The 16760-nt window shown below is 35.2% G+C and carries 16 protein-coding genes; 10 read left to right on the forward strand and 6 right to left on the reverse strand.

Going from position 1 to position 16760, the window contains the following annotated elements:
* Window positions 1-160: 160 nt before the first annotated feature.
* The 8 genes from dnaA to scpA all read left to right on the forward strand — a co-directional run bounded on the left by dnaA (window position 161) and on the right by scpA (window position 8782).
* Window positions 161-1588: a chromosomal replication initiator protein DnaA gene (dnaA, locus tag ACRASX_RS00005; protein ID WP_066307226.1), complete on the forward strand. Its 1428-nt coding sequence runs from the start codon at window positions 161-163 to the stop codon at window positions 1586-1588.
* Between the two features lie 7 nt (window positions 1589-1595).
* Window positions 1596-2063 (forward strand): low molecular weight protein-tyrosine-phosphatase, encoded by a 468-nt coding sequence (locus ACRASX_RS00010; protein ID WP_432221990.1) that lies wholly within the window; start codon window positions 1596-1598, stop codon window positions 2061-2063.
* Between the two features lie 133 nt (window positions 2064-2196).
* The gene (locus ACRASX_RS00015; protein ID WP_432221991.1) at window positions 2197-2922 is read left to right on the forward strand and encodes an SAM-dependent methyltransferase; all 726 of its coding nucleotides are present in this window, start codon (window positions 2197-2199) and stop codon (window positions 2920-2922) included.
* A gap of 186 nt (window positions 2923-3108) precedes the next feature.
* Entirely contained in the window at window positions 3109-3990 is an 882-nt protein-coding gene (locus ACRASX_RS00020) for an SDR family oxidoreductase (protein WP_066307232.1), read from the forward strand.
* Between the two features lie 183 nt (window positions 3991-4173).
* On the forward strand, window positions 4174-4782 hold the full coding sequence (udk, locus tag ACRASX_RS00025) for a uridine kinase (RefSeq protein WP_066307233.1): 609 nt from the start codon (window positions 4174-4176) through the stop codon (window positions 4780-4782).
* 118 nt (window positions 4783-4900) lie between these two features.
* Window positions 4901-5227, forward strand: a complete 327-nt coding sequence (locus ACRASX_RS00030) for an FtsB family cell division protein (protein ID WP_066307234.1) — start codon at window positions 4901-4903, stop codon at window positions 5225-5227.
* An 18-nt stretch (window positions 5228-5245) separates the two neighbouring features.
* The gene (locus tag ACRASX_RS00035; protein WP_432221992.1) at window positions 5246-6613 is read left to right on the forward strand and encodes a methylmalonyl-CoA mutase subunit beta; all 1368 of its coding nucleotides are present in this window, start codon (window positions 5246-5248) and stop codon (window positions 6611-6613) included.
* 39 nt (window positions 6614-6652) lie between these two features.
* A complete protein-coding gene (gene scpA / locus ACRASX_RS00040) occupies window positions 6653-8782 on the forward strand; it encodes a methylmalonyl-CoA mutase (RefSeq protein ID WP_432221993.1) in 2130 nt (709 codons plus the stop codon).
* A gap of 140 nt (window positions 8783-8922) precedes the next feature.
* On the opposite strand, the gene ACRASX_RS00045 is transcribed toward scpA, so the two are convergent.
* The 5 genes from ACRASX_RS00045 to dapF all read right to left on the reverse strand — a co-directional run bounded on the left by ACRASX_RS00045 (window position 8923) and on the right by dapF (window position 12988).
* Complete coding sequence (locus ACRASX_RS00045; protein WP_066307342.1) at window positions 8923-9564, reverse strand: peptidoglycan-binding protein LysM; 642 nt, start codon at window positions 9562-9564, stop codon at window positions 8923-8925.
* A gap of 96 nt (window positions 9565-9660) precedes the next feature.
* Complete coding sequence (locus tag ACRASX_RS00050) at window positions 9661-10575, reverse strand: DUF2279 domain-containing protein (RefSeq protein WP_066307240.1); 915 nt, start codon at window positions 10573-10575, stop codon at window positions 9661-9663.
* A 2-nt stretch (window positions 10576-10577) separates the two neighbouring features.
* Complete coding sequence (gene mltG / locus ACRASX_RS00055; RefSeq protein ID WP_432221994.1) at window positions 10578-11618, reverse strand: endolytic transglycosylase MltG; 1041 nt, start codon at window positions 11616-11618, stop codon at window positions 10578-10580.
* 12 nt (window positions 11619-11630) lie between these two features.
* The gene (locus tag ACRASX_RS00060; RefSeq protein ID WP_432221995.1) at window positions 11631-12161 is read right to left on the reverse strand and encodes a GNAT family N-acetyltransferase; all 531 of its coding nucleotides are present in this window, start codon (window positions 12159-12161) and stop codon (window positions 11631-11633) included.
* A 44-nt stretch (window positions 12162-12205) separates the two neighbouring features.
* Window positions 12206-12988: a diaminopimelate epimerase gene (gene dapF, locus ACRASX_RS00065; RefSeq protein WP_432221996.1), complete on the reverse strand. Its 783-nt coding sequence runs from the start codon at window positions 12986-12988 to the stop codon at window positions 12206-12208.
* Between the two features lie 137 nt (window positions 12989-13125).
* Between dapF and ACRASX_RS00070 the strand changes: the two genes are divergently transcribed.
* Window positions 13126-14526: a Do family serine endopeptidase gene (locus tag ACRASX_RS00070; protein WP_432221997.1), complete on the forward strand. Its 1401-nt coding sequence runs from the start codon at window positions 13126-13128 to the stop codon at window positions 14524-14526.
* Between the two features lie 161 nt (window positions 14527-14687).
* Complete coding sequence (locus ACRASX_RS00075; protein WP_432221998.1) at window positions 14688-16136, forward strand: glyceraldehyde-3-phosphate dehydrogenase; 1449 nt, start codon at window positions 14688-14690, stop codon at window positions 16134-16136.
* A 175-nt stretch (window positions 16137-16311) separates the two neighbouring features.
* On the opposite strand, the gene ACRASX_RS00080 is transcribed toward ACRASX_RS00075, so the two are convergent.
* Window positions 16312-16680 carry an STAS/SEC14 domain-containing protein gene (locus ACRASX_RS00080; RefSeq protein WP_066307252.1) on the reverse strand — a complete coding sequence of 123 codons (369 nt, stop codon included), beginning with the start codon at window positions 16678-16680 and terminating at the stop codon, window positions 16312-16314.
* Window positions 16681-16760 lie beyond the last annotated feature (80 nt).

The raw sequence follows: 16760 nt of genomic DNA on the forward strand, positions 1-16760 counted from the left end.
CACAGGATTAAGTCCTTACAACAATATTTCGTAAAAATCCAACCCTAAATATTTTTTTTTAACGATTTTTGTTCACATATTTGTTCTTCTGAATAACAACAAAAATTCAGTCTCTTTTAGCAAGAGAACTATTATAAAAACATAAATTTATTTGAATCTTATGAACAAAACTGCTCAATCGGTGTGGGAAAATTGTTTGTCTTTCATAAAAGACAACATTCAAGATCAGGCATACAAAACTTGGTTTGAACCAATCAAATCAGTTGAACTAACCGACAACGCATTATACATTCAAGTTCCAAGTAAATTTTTCTACGAATGGCTAGAAGAGCATTATGTTAAATTATTAAAAGTTGCCCTTACTAAAGAACTTGGGAAAAATGCAAAGTTACTCTATAAAATTAAAATGGAGAACACTTATGGCAATAAACAACCTTTTACGGAGCAATTGCCAAGTTCAAATAGAGCTCCAGTAAGACCGCAAGAAGTAGATGCACCTTTTAAAAATTTAAACCCAGAATTAAAGAATCCTTTTGTAATACCTGGAATTCGCAATTTAAAAATCGAATCGCAATTAAATTCTAATTATAGTTTTGATAATTTCTTAGAAGGAGACTCGAACCGTTTGGCACGTTCTGCTGGTATGGCAGTTGCGAACAAACCTGGAGGAACTTCATTTAATCCGCTATTAATTTTTGGTGGAGTTGGATTAGGAAAAACGCATTTAGCGCATGCTATTGGTGTTGAAGTAAAAGAGAAGTTTCCAGAAAAGACGGTTTTATACATTTCTGCAGAAATTTTTACTCAACAATATATTGATTCGGTAAAGAAAAACAATCGAAATGATTTTATTCACTTTTATCAATTAATCGATGTTTTAATCATTGATGATGTACAGTTTTTATCTGGAAAATCAGGAACACAAGATGTTTTCTTTCATATATTTAATTACTTACACCAAAACGGAAAACAAGTAATTTTAACATCAGACAAAGCGCCTGTTGACATGCAAGATATCGAACAACGTTTGTTATCTCGTTTCAAATGGGGATTGTCTGCTGAATTGCATCAACCGGATTACGAAACTCGTATCTCTATTTTAAAAAATATTTTATATCGTGATGGTGTTGAAATACCAGATGATATTATTGAATATGTGGCGCGCAATATTAAGAGCAATGTTCGTGAACTTGAAGGAGCAATTATTTCTTTGATCGCACAATCTTCTTTCAATAAAAAAGAAGTTACTATTGACCTCGCTAAAAGTGTCGTTGAAAAATTTGTAAAAAATGTTAAACGAGAAATTTCGATCGATTATATTCAAAAAATAGTGTCCGATTATTTCCAGTTAGATATTGAAACTTTGCAATCAAAAACGAGAAAGAGGCACGTGGTACAAGCGAGGCAGCTGGCTATGTTTTTTGCGAAAAAATTCACTAAAGCTTCGTTGGCAAATATTGGTTCTCAAATTGGAGATCGCGATCATGCTACTGTACTACACGCTTGTAAAACAGTAGACAACTTAGTTTCTACAGACAAACAATTCAAAAAATTTGTCGAAGACATTAATAAAAAACTAACGCTATAAACGCAGCATGTCCGTAAAAATTTTAATGGTTTGTTTAGGAAATATTTGCCGATCACCATTGGCAGAAGGGATTCTAGCAGCCAAACTACCCAAGGAAAAATTTACAGTAGATTCAGCAGGAACAGGTGATTGGCACGTTGGTCACGGGCCTGACAAACGTTCTATTGCAATTGCTAAAAAAAATGGTCTAAATATTTCCAATCAAAAAGGAAGACAGTTTACGGCTATCGATTTTGACACTTTCGATTATATTTATGTAATGGACAGTTCCAATTACGACAATGTCATTGCCTTGGCTTCTAATGAAAATCAAAAAAGCAAAGTACAATTAATTTTAGACGAAATTTTTCCTGGAGAAAACGTTGATGTACCCGATCCTTTTTACGGGTTAGCAAATGGTTTCGAAACCGTATACGAAATGCTTGACGACGCTACAGCAAACATTGCCGCAAAACTTATCGAAAAATACAAATAACTAAGTATAAAAAGTATTTATTTAGTACCGTCGTTTTTTGAAACGAATTAAAAAATACCACTTCGCCTTCTTATCTTATGGTTTGCTTTAGGTAGACAATAACAAGCAAGAGGCGCACTAATAAAATTTCAATATGATTCAATCAACTCCACTTTTAGGCAAATTATATTTAATTCCAACTACTATGGGCGACTGTGACCCTATGGATGTTTTGCCACAAACTATAAAGAGAGCCATTGATTGTATTGATTATTATGTTGTAGAAAACGACAAAACAGGACGTCGTTCTATTAAAGCGGTTAGTCCCGAAAAAAAACAGTCGGAGCTCAAACTTTTTGTATTGAACAAACACACCGAAGTTCACGAACATTTAGAATTTATAAAGCCCTTGCTTGAAGGCCAAAACATGGGATTATTAAGCGAAGCTGGATGTCCTGGTGTAGCAGATCCTGGAGCTGTAATCGTAAAATTAGCGCACGAAAAAGGCATCCAAGTGATTCCTTTGGTTGGTCCTTCGTCTATCTTATTAGCCATGATGGCGTCTGGAATGAACGGACAAAGTTTTACATTTAACGGGTATTTACCAATCGATAAAGACGACAAGAAAACGGCTTTAAAGAACTTAGAAAAATTGTCACACGACAAAAATCAGTCACAGCTTTTTATTGAAACACCTTATCGCAACAATAAAATGTTAGAAGACATTTTGCAAGCAATCCAACCTTCCACTCATTTGTGCATTGCAACCGACATTACTTTGCCGTCTGAATTCATCAAAACCTTGCGTGCTTCAGAATGGAAAAAACTAAAAGTCGACTTACACAACCGCCCAACCATTTTTATTATCCATAAAATGTAACTTCATCCTATATCTCCAATATTAAAATACATCCTTTCAAAATTTAAACATCACCTTGCCCTTCTTTGTGATCCATTTCATTTGTGGTAAAACTCTGATTGGAGACTCAATTTGTTAAAAATTAACACAATTTATTATGCATGCATAATAAAATATGTGTATTTTTACTCTTTTAAAACGAATCATATGAGTTATACCGATAAAATGTTAAGAGACGACGCCTTAAAAGGAAAAGTAATTGTAGTTACTGGTGGCGGAAGTGGACTTGGAAAAGCAATGACCAAATATTTCATGGAATTAGGCGCGAAAGTGGCTATAACTTCTAGAGATTTAGACAAATTAAAAAATACAGCTTCAGAACTAGAAACAGCAACAGGTGGAACTTGTTTACCTGTACAATGCGATGTTCGTCATTATGAAGAAGTTGAAAATATGTTACAAGCAGTTTTAAAAGAATTTGGTCAAGTTGACGTTCTTTTAAATAACGCGGCAGGAAATTTTATTTCGCCAACCGAAAGACTTTCAGCTAATGCATTTGATACTGTAATTGATATCGTTTTAAAAGGATCCAAAAACTGTACGTTGGCTTTTGGTAAGCACTGGATTGACAGCAAACAAAAAACATCTACCATTTTAAATATCGTAACGACTTACGCTTGGACAGGTTCTGCTTACGTAGTACCAAGTGCTACTGCAAAAGCGGGAGTTTTAGCCATGACCAGAAGTTTGGCTGTAGAATGGGCGAAATATGGTATTCGCAGTAATGCGATTGCTCCAGGTCCGTTTCCTACTAAAGGCGCATGGGATCGATTGTTACCAGGTGATTTAGCCGAAAAATTTGACATGGCTAAAAAAGTACCATTAAAACGTGTGGGTGATCACCAAGAGTTAGCCAATTTGGCTGCTTATTTGGTTTCTGATTTCTCTGCATACATAAACGGTGATGTAATTACTATTGATGGTGGAGAGTGGTTAAAAGGTGCTGGACAATTCAACTTATTAGAGGCCATTCCAGAAGAATTATGGGATCAGCTTGAAATGATGATTAAAGCAAAGAAAAACAAATAAAATAAGTGCTTACTAAATTCAGTTATTCAAAATTCTGAATGCACAAAGGTCTTAATTACATTGTAATTGAGACCTTTTTTTTGTTTCTTAAACATCACTTTACGCGAAAAGTTTAGCAAAAAAAATCCAACAAAAACTAGTTTAAATTCTTATTTTTGCAACATCAAATAAACAAACATACTTATGCTTATCATCGGACTTGCAGGTGGAACAGGATGCGGAAAAACGACCGTGGTTAATCAAATACTTAATGAGTTACCCGAGACCGAAGTGGGAATTATATCTCAAGATGCATACTATAAAAGAAATGACACGCTCTCTTACGATGAACGCGCATTAATAAATTTTGATCATCCACGAGCGATTGATTTCGAATTATTAGTAGCTCATCTTAAAGAACTTAAAGAAGGAAAAACGATCGAACAACCGGTATACTCCTTCATAAAACACAACAGAACCGAAGATACGGTAAGTACACATCCACGAAAAGTAATGATCGTTGAAGGTATTTTAATCTTAACCAATCCTGAACTTCGTGACTTATTCGACATCAAAATTTACGTTCATGCCGACTCAGACGAGCGTTTAATTCGTCGTTTAAAAAGAGACATAGCCGAGCGTGGTCGTGACTTAGACGAAGTTTTAACGCGGTACCAAAATACGCTAAAGCCAATGCACGACCAATTTATCGAGCCATCCAAAGCATTTGCCGATATCATTATTCCAAACGACCGTTACAATACTGTAGCAATTGATGTAGTTCGCGCCGTTATTAATCAACGAATCTTATAAATTTATTGTAATTTAGGACCATAATTTAAGGAGCTATTTCCCGTCATCCGCTGTATCTTTTGCTGGCTAAAGAAGCCAACAAAAGGATGCCGCTGCTACCGGGGCTAAAAAAACCACAATGAAAAACCCGTACAGAGAAAAACCTTGGTTTAAATTCCTAAGCAACAAATATGTTTGGGTACTATTGTTTTTTCTGGTTTGGATGGGCTTTTTAGACAATTATTCCTATTTTGATCATCGGTTCCTAGACGACCAAATTGAAGAACTAGAAGACAATAAGGCGTATTATCAGGAAGAAATAAAAAAAGATCAAAAACAGATTAAAGATTTGCAAAATCCGGAGCAAATAGAAAAATACGCTCGTGAAAAATATTTCATGAAAAAAGACAACGAAGATATTTACATTATCGAATTTGAAAGTGATTCCACTAAAACCGATAATTAAACCTTAAAAGAAAACAATATGGCTGCATCTCTTTTTGATACTTTTAATCCGGTTTCGTCCAAACAATGGAAACAAAAAATTCAATTTGAGTTGAACGGTGCCGACTACAACGAAACTGTAATCTGGAATTCACCCGAAGACATTCAGGTAAAACCTTTTTACCACAGCGACGATTTTAAAAATCCATTACCGATTGCTACGAAAGCTTCTGATTTTAAAATTTGTCAAAATATTTTCGTTTATGATATTGAAAAATCAACATTAAGAGCTATTGAATCTTTAAATCGTGGCGCACAAAGTCTTCGTTTTACAATTGAAAACAGCGACTGCGACCTCCAAAAATTACTTAGTCCAATTCCTTTAGAAAATAAAATCGTATACTTTAATTTGAATTTTATCTCAATCGATTTCGTTTCTAAATTAGAAGAAATTGCGAGCGATAAAAAAGCTGTTTTTTATATTCTTAATGACCCGATCGGACAACTCGCAAAAGACGGAAATTGGTTTGCGACCACTGATAAAAATAATTTTGAAACACTCGAAAATCTTTCAAAACAACATAGAAATTCTAATTTACTAGCGGTAAATGGGAACTTGTACCAAAATGCTGGTGCCAACATGGTTCAGCAAATTGCCTACAGTTTAGCACAAGCTAACGAATATTTAAACCGAGTACCCTCGTATCGTAACACTATCGTCTTTGAAATGGCGGTTGGAGGAAATTACTTTTTTGAAATTGCGAAACTTCGAGCTTTACGAATCGTATTTGATCGTATTGCCATAGAATATCATGCCGATTTAAAGTTTCATCTGTTAGTAACGCCATCCAAACGCAATAAAACAATCTACGATTACAACGTTAATATGTTACGCACCACCACCGAGTGCATGTCGGCTATTATTGGTGGTGCAGACGCCATTGCCAACTTACCATACGATGCTTTGTACCATAAAGACAATGAGTTTGGCGATCGTATTGCACGCAACCAACTGCTTATTTTAAAAGAAGAAAGCTATTTTGACAAAGTAGATAATCCTGCAGATGGAAGTTATTATATTGAAAGTTTGACGATGCAATTGGCAGAAAAAGCACTAACTCTTTTTAAAGACATTGAATCCAACGGTGGGTTCTTAAAGCAACTTAACGACGGACTTATCAAAAGAAAAATTCAAGAAAGTACCGATAAAGAGCAAGAATTGTTTGATCGTAAAAGTGACGTTTTGGTAGGAACCAATAAGTATACAAATGAGACTGACCGAATGAAACACGATTTAGAATTGTTTCCATTTGTAAAAATCAAGCCACGAAAGACATTAATTACGCCAATTATCGAAAAAAGATTGGCCGAAAAACTAGAACAAGAACGTTTAGCAACCGAAGTTTAGTTTGTAGATGTACTTAATTCACTACCCAAAAAAGTAGCAATGACAAGAAAAAACCTCCAACATATCTCTTTAGATTCTTCAACAGTTAAAAATACTAGTGCTGAAGCTATTGAAAATAATTTTCTTACTGCTGAAGATATTTTGATCAAACCAAACTATTCGTCAGCAGATATTAAAGACTTGCATCATCTCGATTTTGGTGCTGGTTTTGCCCCTTATTTAAGAGGTCCCTATGCCTCGATGTACGTACGAAAACCGTGGACAGTTCGCCAATATGCAGGGTTTTCTACTGCTGAAGAAAGTAATGCTTTTTACCGTCGCAATTTAGCTGCAGGTCAAAAAGGTTTATCGATCGCATTCGATTTACCAACACATAGAGGCTACGATTCAGATCACGAGCGCGTGGTTGGAGACGTAGGTAAAGCAGGAGTTGCCATTGATTCTGTTGAAGACATAAAAGTGTTGTTTGATCAGATTCCATTAGACGAGATGTCGGTTTCTATGACCATGAACGGAGCTGTTTTACCCATTATGGCTTTTTATATTGTGGCCGCCGAAGAACAAGGAGTAGCGACCGAAAAACTTTCAGGAACCATTCAAAATGATATTCTAAAAGAGTTCATGGTCCGCAACACCTATATTTACCCACCGACACCTTCGATGAAAATCATTGCTGATATCTTTGAATTTACGAGTAAGAAAATGCCTAAATTCAATTCTATCTCTATCTCTGGTTATCACATGCAAGAAGCGGGAGCTACAGCAGATATTGAGCTGGCTTACACGTTGGCTGACGGCTTAGAATACATACGCACCGGTTTATCTACCGGAATGAATATTGATGATTTTGCGCCGCGTCTGTCTTTTTTCTGGGCAATCGGAATGAATCATTTTATGGAAGTTGCCAAAATGAGAGCAGGCAGAATGATTTGGGCCAAGCTCATTCAGCAGTTTAACCCAAAAAGTGACAAATCGTTGGCCTTACGAACACATTGTCAAACTAGCGGTTGGAGCTTAACAGAGCAAGATCCGTTTAACAATGTAGCTCGAACAACAATTGAAGCAGCAGCAGCAGCTTTTGGAGGAACACAATCCCTACACACCAACGCTTTAGATGAAGCCATTGCTCTTCCTACCGATTTTTCAGCTCGAATCGCTAGAAATACACAACTCTATTTACAGCAAGAAACGAAGATCACTAAAACGGTAGATCCTTGGGCAGGCAGTTATTATGTCGAAAGCTTAACTAATGAACTGGCTGAAAATGCTTGGAAATTAATACAAGAAGTTGAAGAACTTGGCGGAATGACCAAAGCGATTGAAGCTGGTATTCCAAAATTGAGAATCGAAGAAGCAGCTGCTAGAAAACAAGCGCGTATTGACAGTGGACAAGATATTATTGTCGGGGTGAATAAGTACCGACTAGACAAAGAAGATCCTTTGCAAATTCTAGACATCGACAATCAATTGGTGCGCAAACAACAAATTGAACGTTTGGAGCAAATTAAGTCGAGTCGTGATGCTCAAAAAGTACAAGAAAACTTAAATCAATTAATAGAATGTGCTAAATCAGGAAAAGGAAATTTATTAGAAATTGCTATAGAAGCGGCTAGAAATAGAGCAACTCTTGGTGAAATTAGTGATGCCTTAGAAACCGTATTTGGGCGATTTAAAGCACAAATAAAATCTTTTAGCGGAGTGTATAGTAAAGCAATTAAAAACGACGAAAGTTTTGAAAAAGCCAAGCAATTAGCTGATATTTTTGCCAAACAAGAGGGACGACGTCCGAGAATTATGATTGCAAAAATGGGACAAGACGGACACGATCGAGGTGCAAAAGTAGTGGCAACTGGCTATGCCGATGTAGGTTTTGATGTAGATATTGGTCCGCTTTTTCAAACTCCAGCAGAAGCAGCTAAACAAGCGGTTGAAAATGACGTACATATTTTAGGCATTTCTTCTTTGGCTGCGGGTCATAAAACACTGGTGCCACAAGTAATTGAAGAATTAAAAAAACACGGACGAGAAGATATTATGGTCATTGTTGGTGGCGTAATTCCTAAACAAGATTATCAGTTTTTATTTGATGCCGGTGCCGTTGCTATTTTCGGACCTGGAACAAAAATTAGTGAAGCTGCTATTACCATTTTAGAAATTTTGATCGATTAGCTTTGCAGAAAATTACATGCAAAACTTTCGAATATACAAGTAACTTTAAAATAGAAAAACTTTGTTTTAAGCTACTTTTCTAATAAAAATTTAATAAAAGTAAAAAAAAAATAGCTACTCAATTGAGCAGCTATTTTTTTTTATATTTTACTTACCGTAGCCTTACTATCTGCTTCGATAAATGAAATGTCATATCCTCCAAATTTTCGCATGTAGCTGCTTATTGAAGTTCCATAAGCATCTCTAAAATTTCTCTTTCCTCCGTTTCTAAAAAAACGCTTTACTGATCCGGGACCGCCTAAATGTGCTGCTGCTAAAATACCAGATTCTGTTACCATAACATCACCAATCATTTTGCCCTCGTACTTTGCTATTTCTTTACGAAGCAACCATTTGTTTTGTGACAGTAGTGCAATAAATGCTTTTTCTTGTAATGCGGGATTTTGTAAAAATTTGGAATCATTTTTAACTCCTACAGTTCTTAAGGTTTCAGAACCGAACTGGTATTTTCCCATATAACCTAACGAATTTACTTTTCGATAGTGTCCTTGAGATTCTTTTAAAGCGAGTGCTTCTTTGAAGCCGTTTAATCTTTTTCCTGTAAAAGGAATGTTTAAACTGACGTAATCTTCTTGTTTTTCTGATGGAAATAAATAAACTTCCTCTGTGTTTTTGTCCGTTAAAAACCATGGACTTATTTCTAATGTAAAGGGTTTAAAACCTACGCTTAAAAACGCGACAATAACTGTCAAACTCGAATAAAAATGCCATTTCTTTATCATAAATTAGTTTTCTTTTGAAACTGTCACTTTCAAAAATTTCTGCCAGCAAAGATACAATTAAAATTATAAAACTGAAAATCAAGCTGTTAAACTTATCTAAAAGTAAAAAAAGTGACCGGTAACTCCCTCGTTAGGAGAATATTCGAGAGTGGGAGCTGGAATTTTTATGGTGTTGAAAACGGAGAAAATTGTTTTCAAAAAATGCGATTTTGTTTCAATTTTTGTCAAGTCAACGTCTACACTAAGGTAAAATTGACGATGTCTTTTCGCATTTCCATGTGATAAATTTGCACTGTTTTTGGAAGAACCAGCAATCATTTCTTCAGCTCCATATCCTAACGCAACATTAATCCATTTTGGAATAGTTGTTGTTTTTGCAAAAGAATATAAATTCGCAGACAACCAATAGGTCTGTCCATTATAGTCCTTCAATAATTGTTTTTGAAAATTAGTTCCTAAAACATTTGGTCTTAGTGCTGCGTAATGAGTCGTGTGAAAAGAAAATTTAGGTGTAATACGTTGTTCTTTCCACAGAAGTTCTTGTGAGACGAATAAAGCCGTTCCAGAAGCATTAGCAATCAAATCTCCTGATGAAGCTCCCCATTCAGATGAAAATCCATCTAAAACTTCAACAGCGGTTAAAAATGCAAAACCGAGCGTCGCTCCATAGATCAATTGTGACCTCTCACTTCCTCCAGTCCATTGTAGCATTTCTGCTCCAACACGTCCTAAGTGATAGGCGGAATATAAATGGCCTACTTTATCCATTTGCAACCAATCACTGTTATCATTTATAAAGTGAAAATTAGTTTTCGGGTAGTCAGCGTACCAAAGTTGATTTAAACCAATTAAAGTGACCGAAGCTAAGGCAGCTTCAGTACTATAGACCGTGTTTTTTCTTTTTAGATTTAAAGTATCTGATGGCGTTAGGAAACGATCAAATTTACTTTGTGCAAAAGATAATTGGCTTAGCAGTATAAAAGTAAAAATAGAAATCTTCCGTAGTAGCAAACCTATCTATTTACTCCTTGCGCATTGATCCATTCTGAATATTTCCTAGCATTTACAGTATGTTCTTCGTAAGTGGAAGCAAATTCATGATAACCAAAGCGATCTATACTCGCACAGAAATAGATAAAATCATTTTTTTCTGGATTTAAAACAGCATCTAAAGCAGTAATATCGGGCATTGCAATGGGACCTGGAGGCAAACCAATATTGACGTATGTATTATAGGGAGACGACATCGTTAAGTCCTTATAAAAAACTCGTTTAATAACTTGATCAAAATCATCTGATTTTTTCTTGATCGCATAGATTACTGTAGGGTCAGCTTGAAGTGGCATTCCCAAACGAATTCGGTTTAAGTAAACTCCAGCAATTCTAGGTCTTTCGTCTTTTTTAACAGACTCTTTGTGTACAATTGAGGCTAAAATAGTAGCTTCAACTGGCGTCATACCTTGTGCCTTTGCTTTAGCTACACGTTCGTCTGTCCAAAAAACACGATACTCTTTGATCATTTTATCTCGAAACTTATCTGCCGAGGTATTCCAATAAATTTCATAAGTGTTCGGAATAAACATGGCAAAGACGTTTTCTTTAGTGAATCCGTTTTCCTTCATAAAAACAGAATCAGTTATCGCTGCCATTAAAGCTGTACTGTCGGCCTCTATTTCAGAACCAATTCTGCCTGCAAAACTTTCCAACCGTTCTTGGTTGTTGAATGCTAATTTTACTGCATTATTAGATCGCATTGCACGAACTAAGTCGATGTTGTTCATTCCTTTTTTAAGTAGAAAACGACCTGCTTTCACATTTTGTGGATAATCACGCTTATTGGCTACCATCTCAAAACGATCCATGTTTTTCACGTAAGGTTTTAAAATGACTTTAATATCATCATAATTAGAACCCGTCGGTACATAAACATAAGTCTCATTTTTTTCGAATTGCGTATTGCTGCTAAAAATTTGCTGTATTAAGATAAAGCCATAAATCAGTAAACCTGAGATAACAACAATAGAAGCGATGGAAATTATTTTCTTTATAGTCAAAATGATCTAATTTTATTTTTTATTGATTAATTGAAAAATAGCTTCGTCGTGATAGGTGCCGTTTACTAAGATCCAATCTTTTTTTATACCTATATTTTCGAATCCAAATTTAGTAAAAAGTGCGATACTTGCTTTATTATGTGTACCAATATTTGCATATAATTGATGCAAATTTAATTGATTAAACCCATAAGCAATTAACAACGCTAAGGCCTCTGTACCAATGTTTTGATTTCTATTTGCTTCTTTATGAATAACTATACCAATTCCTGCTCGATTATTTTTAGGATCAAAATCAAACAAATCTATTAATCCTACTGCTGGATAATCTTGATCTTGGCAAATTGCTAAGCGCAATTGTTTGGCTTCGTAAATATCTTGATGTGCATTCTCCAGATACTGTTTGATTAAAAAACGACTGTAAGGAGTTTGGGTATTGCTCACTTCCCAAATACTCATATCGTTTTCTATAGCATAAATAAACTCCAAATCATTAGGTTCTAATGCGCGAATATAAATAGTATCTCCTTTTAATGTTTTCATCCTTGATTCAAAAATATAAGATTCTGATTTAAATACTAAAAGCTCTAAATTTGTATAGTTCCTTTAAAAACAAACTCCGCCGGACCTTTCAAGAAAATATTAGTATATAAATGATCTCTTTTTTCAAAATTTACTTGCAGCTTCCCTCCTTCTACGTTCAAATTTAAGTTGGTTTCGTTTGTTTGCCCAGTAGCGTTCATAGCTATAGCAACAGCCGTTGCTCCTGTTCCGCAAGCCAAGGTTTCATCTTCTACTCCACGTTCATATGTTCGCAAAGAGAAGGTAGTATCGTCAATCTTCTTTACAAAATTAATGTTACTTCCTTTTTCACCATACAATTCGCTATATCGCAATCGAGCCCCATTTTCTTTTACCTTATAGGTTTCTAAATCATCAACTAGCTCAACATGGTGTGGAGAACCAGTGTTTAAAAATGTATGCGTATCAAAAGCAGTAATCGTTTCTACATCGATCATTTGCAAAGCAACTAGATTATCATCGCCTACAGACGCATGGTGCAAGCCATCGGTTGCAATAAAAATAGTTTTACTGGCAATAATACCCAACTTTTTGGCAAAAGCTACCAAACAACGACCGCCATTACCACACATCGAACTTTCATTTCCATCGGCGTTATAGTACACCATTTTAAAATCGGTATTCGCATCCTTTTCCAGTAAAATTAAGCCGTCTGCGCCAATACCGAAACGTCTGTCACACAAACGTTGAATAACTTTTACATTGTCTTTTGGAAAAAAATCGGCACGGTTATCGATCATTACAAAATCATTTCCGGTTCCTTGGTATTTATAAAAATCTATCTGCATTTTTTTTATCGAGTTGAACTCACAAAAGTACAAACTATTAATGATATGTTAATCATAGTTAAAGTGCGTTAAAGCATAATTATGAAATAAAATTTTGCTTTAATTTTACTATGAAATAACTTAAACATGAACAAACTATGAAACGATTTTCTACCTTATTCTTAGTGTCGCTTTTAAGTGGAACTATGACGCTCGGTGCTTACAAGTTATTATTTGAAAACAGTGATTCTTTCTTTAGCGATAAAAAGTCTGGAGTAACGGTCGCATCCGATTCTTTTACAAAAACAGTTGGTCTGGCAGCCGAAGCGGTTGATTTTACAGAAGCAGCCAACGAAACGATTCATACTGTAGTCCACGTAAAAAATGTTACGAGAAGAACAGTGTCTAACCCTATGTTGGAATATTTTTACGGGTACGGCGGGCAGCAGCAACAGGAACAAGTAGGAACTGGTTCTGGTGTTATAATTTCTGAAGATGGTTATATTGTCACTAACAATCACGTGATTAAAGATGCCTCTGAAATTGAAATTACGTTGAACAATAACAAATCATACAAAGCAAAATTAATTGGTACGGATTCTAAAATGGATATCGCACTTTTAAAAATTGATACAAAAGACAAGTTGCCTTACACCACGTTTGCTAATTCTGATAATGTAAAAGTAGGCGAATGGGTTTTGGCTGTTGGAAATCCGTACAATTTAACTTCGACTGTTACAGCTGGAATTGTTTCGGCAAAGGCCAGAAGTATCGGCGGTAACGGAATTCAATCTTTTATTCAAACTGATGCTGCTGTAAATCCTGGAAATAGTGGCGGTGCTTTGGTAAATACCAGAGGAGAATTAATTGGAATTAACACCATGATCTCGTCTCCAACCGGAAGTTATACTGGCTATTCGTTTGCAGTACCTTCCAATAATGCTCGAAAAATTATTGAGGACATTATGGAATACGGTAATGTGCAACGCGGAATTCTAGGTGTTCAAGGTGGGGAACTGAACTCGAATGCTTCAAAAGAATTGGGAATCAATCAAACGGAAGGGTTTTATATCAATTCGGTATCTGCTAAATCTGGAGCGGAAAGAGCAGGCTTGAAAAAAGGAGATATTATTATCAAACTGGACGAACAGCAAGTGAATACTTTTGCAGATTTGTCGGGTTACATTAATACAAAGCGCCCAGATGATGTGGTTCAAGTAACTTATTTACGTGATGGAAAAACTAAATTGTCGGCGGTAACTTTGAGTAAAAATGAATTTTATTCGGCAGAATTTAAAGGAATTCAACTAGAAAATATTACCGATTCTGATAAAAAGAAGTTTCGTTTAAATTACGGCGTGAAAATTAAGTCAATTACAAACGATAATTTGGCACAATATGCAGAAGAATTGATCGGAAACATCATTCTGAGCGTAGACAACGCTAAAGCCACGGATGTAGAAACGGTTTCTAAACTTTTAAATAATAAGGATGAAAATCAAAGTATTCGTATTGAAATGATAAATAAAAATGGAGAAGTACTGCGAATTATTATCTAAATCTATTTTAACATTAAATTTTTAGCTGCTCTGTATTTCACTGGGCAGCTTTTTTTTGTTAAAAAAAAATGATAAAATAGCTTACGAAATCGATTGAAATCGTATTTTTGCCGCAAATTTAAAAAACACAACTACTTATTTTTTTTTCAATTTTTACAACTATGGGCAAAATACCTTTGTATCAAAAAGAAGTTTCATTGCAAGTCGACAGACGAAAAGCAGGAGTTGAACTTATTAAAATCATTAGCGATTTATGGTACGACAAATCAATCGAAATGGTGCTATTCAAAAATCAGTTACTAGACAAAAATGTAAGTGATATTATAAATTTACATCAATATGCTGGTGAATTTGTAGGCAAGCCAATTACTGTTTTTAATTCGGTCGAAATTGCAAAAGTTATTCTTTCTTTAGACTTACCTCCTTCCAAACTAGACATTGGAAAACTAGCGTATGAATTTAGTTTAGAAGAAGAGAAATATCCAGATGCCCGTTATTTTGTTCTAGATAAATTAAAACACGCAAAATCATCTGAAGAAATTCAGCCCAAAGATGTGGTTTTGTACGGTTTTGGACGAATTGGTAGATTGTTAGCTCGCGAGTTAATGTCAAAAACAGGAAAAGGAAACCAATTGCGTTTAAGAGCCATTGTAACTCGTGATAAAAACGACGTGGTAACTTTAGAAAAAAGAGCCTCGTTATTGCGCTATGATTCCATTCATGGTGACTTTCCAGGATCTGTAGTTGCAGACGCAAAAAATAATGCTTTAATAATTAACGGAACAACCGTTCATATCATAACCGCCCAAAATCCCGAAGAAATTGATTATACGACTTACGGAATCAACGATGCATTAATTATTGATAATACAGGTGCCTTTACTACAGAAGAAGCGCTAAAACGTCATTTAGTATCCAAAGGGGCGTCCAAAGTTTTATTAACTGCACCCGGAAAAGGCGTTCCAAATATTGTTCATGGTGTAAATCATAACGAATACAATCCAGATGAAATTGATATTTTCTCTGCAGCTTCGTGCACTACCAATGCTATTACGCCCATTTTAAAAGCAGTTGAAGATACTTTGGGTGTTGTAAAAGGACACTTAGAAACAATTCATGCTTATACAAATGATCAAAATTTGGTCGACAATATGCATAAGAAATACCGCCGTGGTAGAGCTGCTGCTCTCAACATGGTTATTACAGAAACTGGAGCCGGAAGTGCTGTTGCTAAAGCATTGCCTTCATTGGAAGGAAAACTAACGTCGAATGCGATTCGTGTTCCTGTACCAAACGGTTCATTGGTAGTGTTAAGTCTTGAAGTTAATAAAACTACGTCGGTTGCAGGTCTCAATAAAATAATGAAAAGATACGCTTTGGAAGGCGAATTGGTGGAACAAATTAAATATTCGCTAAACAACGAATTGGTTTCTTCGGATATTGTAGGAACTTCTGCCCCAGCGATTTACGACAGTAATGCTACTATTGTTTCCAAAGATGGTAAAAATATTGTGTTGTATATTTGGTATGATAATGAATTTGGCTACAGCCATCAAGTAGTTCGTTTAGCTAAATATATTGCCAAAGTAAGACGCTTTACCTATTACTAAAAATAAATAACCCAAACCAAACCATTACCATTGAAAAACCCCCAAAAGCATTTGTCTTTTGGGGGTATTTTTATATCAAAAATCATCTTGAATAGATTGTGAAAATTTATAAATACAAGTCAATGCTTTCTACAAATTCTTGCAACCTATTCATAATGAAAATTAAGTTTTGATTTTAATTGATGCGCTCGGCTGTCCAATCTACAGCGGTTAAATAATCTGCTTTGATAAAGGTTTTAAATTCACCCGAAATTGTTTTATTAAACTCCGAAGCATAACTCATCATTCGTTCTGAGTCTGTAACTAAAGCTCCACGCGACCAATCTACCGTATTTCTCATACGAAGCAATCCTTCGTGCAACCAAGCTCCTAAAGTAAAATCCGTTGGTGCTTTTTCAAAAACCAATAAATAATTGGCGTTTTTATTTGTGTTTATATAGTGTTTTAATTCTTCAATAATAACGTCGAAGTCTGCTTTTAATAAGTCTCCAACAGCTTTAAAGCCAATCATATTTGTAGGTAATTCGTTTATTCTTATAATCATAATAGTAAATTTAGAGGGTCTAACTTCGAGTACAAAAGTAATAGCGAGGTACATGTCTAATTTTATGAATATTTACGAAG

Origin of the sequence: Flavobacterium sp. TMP13, assembly GCF_050847115.1 — a bacterium.
In the GTDB taxonomy this organism is placed as follows: Bacteria; Bacteroidota; Bacteroidia; order Flavobacteriales; family Flavobacteriaceae; genus Flavobacterium.

Coding starts and splice junctions, on each gene's coding strand:
- dnaA (WP_066307226.1), top strand. CDS start 161: ATGAACAAAACTGCTCAATCGGTGTGGGAAAATTGTTTGTCTTTCATA.
- ACRASX_RS00010 (WP_432221990.1), top strand. CDS start 1,596: ATGTCCGTAAAAATTTTAATGGTTTGTTTAGGAAATATTTGCCGATCA.
- ACRASX_RS00015 (WP_432221991.1), top strand. CDS start 2,197: ATGATTCAATCAACTCCACTTTTAGGCAAATTATATTTAATTCCAACT.
- ACRASX_RS00020 (WP_066307232.1), top strand. CDS start 3,109: ATGAGTTATACCGATAAAATGTTAAGAGACGACGCCTTAAAAGGAAAA.
- udk (WP_066307233.1), top strand. CDS start 4,174: ATGCTTATCATCGGACTTGCAGGTGGAACAGGATGCGGAAAAACGACC.
- ACRASX_RS00030 (WP_066307234.1), top strand. CDS start 4,901: ATGAAAAACCCGTACAGAGAAAAACCTTGGTTTAAATTCCTAAGCAAC.
- ACRASX_RS00035 (WP_432221992.1), top strand. CDS start 5,246: ATGGCTGCATCTCTTTTTGATACTTTTAATCCGGTTTCGTCCAAACAA.
- scpA (WP_432221993.1), top strand. CDS start 6,653: ATGACAAGAAAAAACCTCCAACATATCTCTTTAGATTCTTCAACAGTT.
- ACRASX_RS00045 (WP_066307342.1), bottom strand. CDS start 9,564: ATGATAAAGAAATGGCATTTTTATTCGAGTTTGACAGTTATTGTCGCG.
- ACRASX_RS00060 (WP_432221995.1), bottom strand. CDS start 12,161: ATGAAAACATTAAAAGGAGATACTATTTATATTCGCGCATTAGAACCT.
- dapF (WP_432221996.1), bottom strand. CDS start 12,988: ATGCAGATAGATTTTTATAAATACCAAGGAACCGGAAATGATTTTGTA.
- ACRASX_RS00070 (WP_432221997.1), top strand. CDS start 13,126: ATGAAACGATTTTCTACCTTATTCTTAGTGTCGCTTTTAAGTGGAACT.
- ACRASX_RS00075 (WP_432221998.1), top strand. CDS start 14,688: ATGGGCAAAATACCTTTGTATCAAAAAGAAGTTTCATTGCAAGTCGAC.
- ACRASX_RS00080 (WP_066307252.1), bottom strand. CDS start 16,680: ATGATTATAAGAATAAACGAATTACCTACAAATATGATTGGCTTTAAA.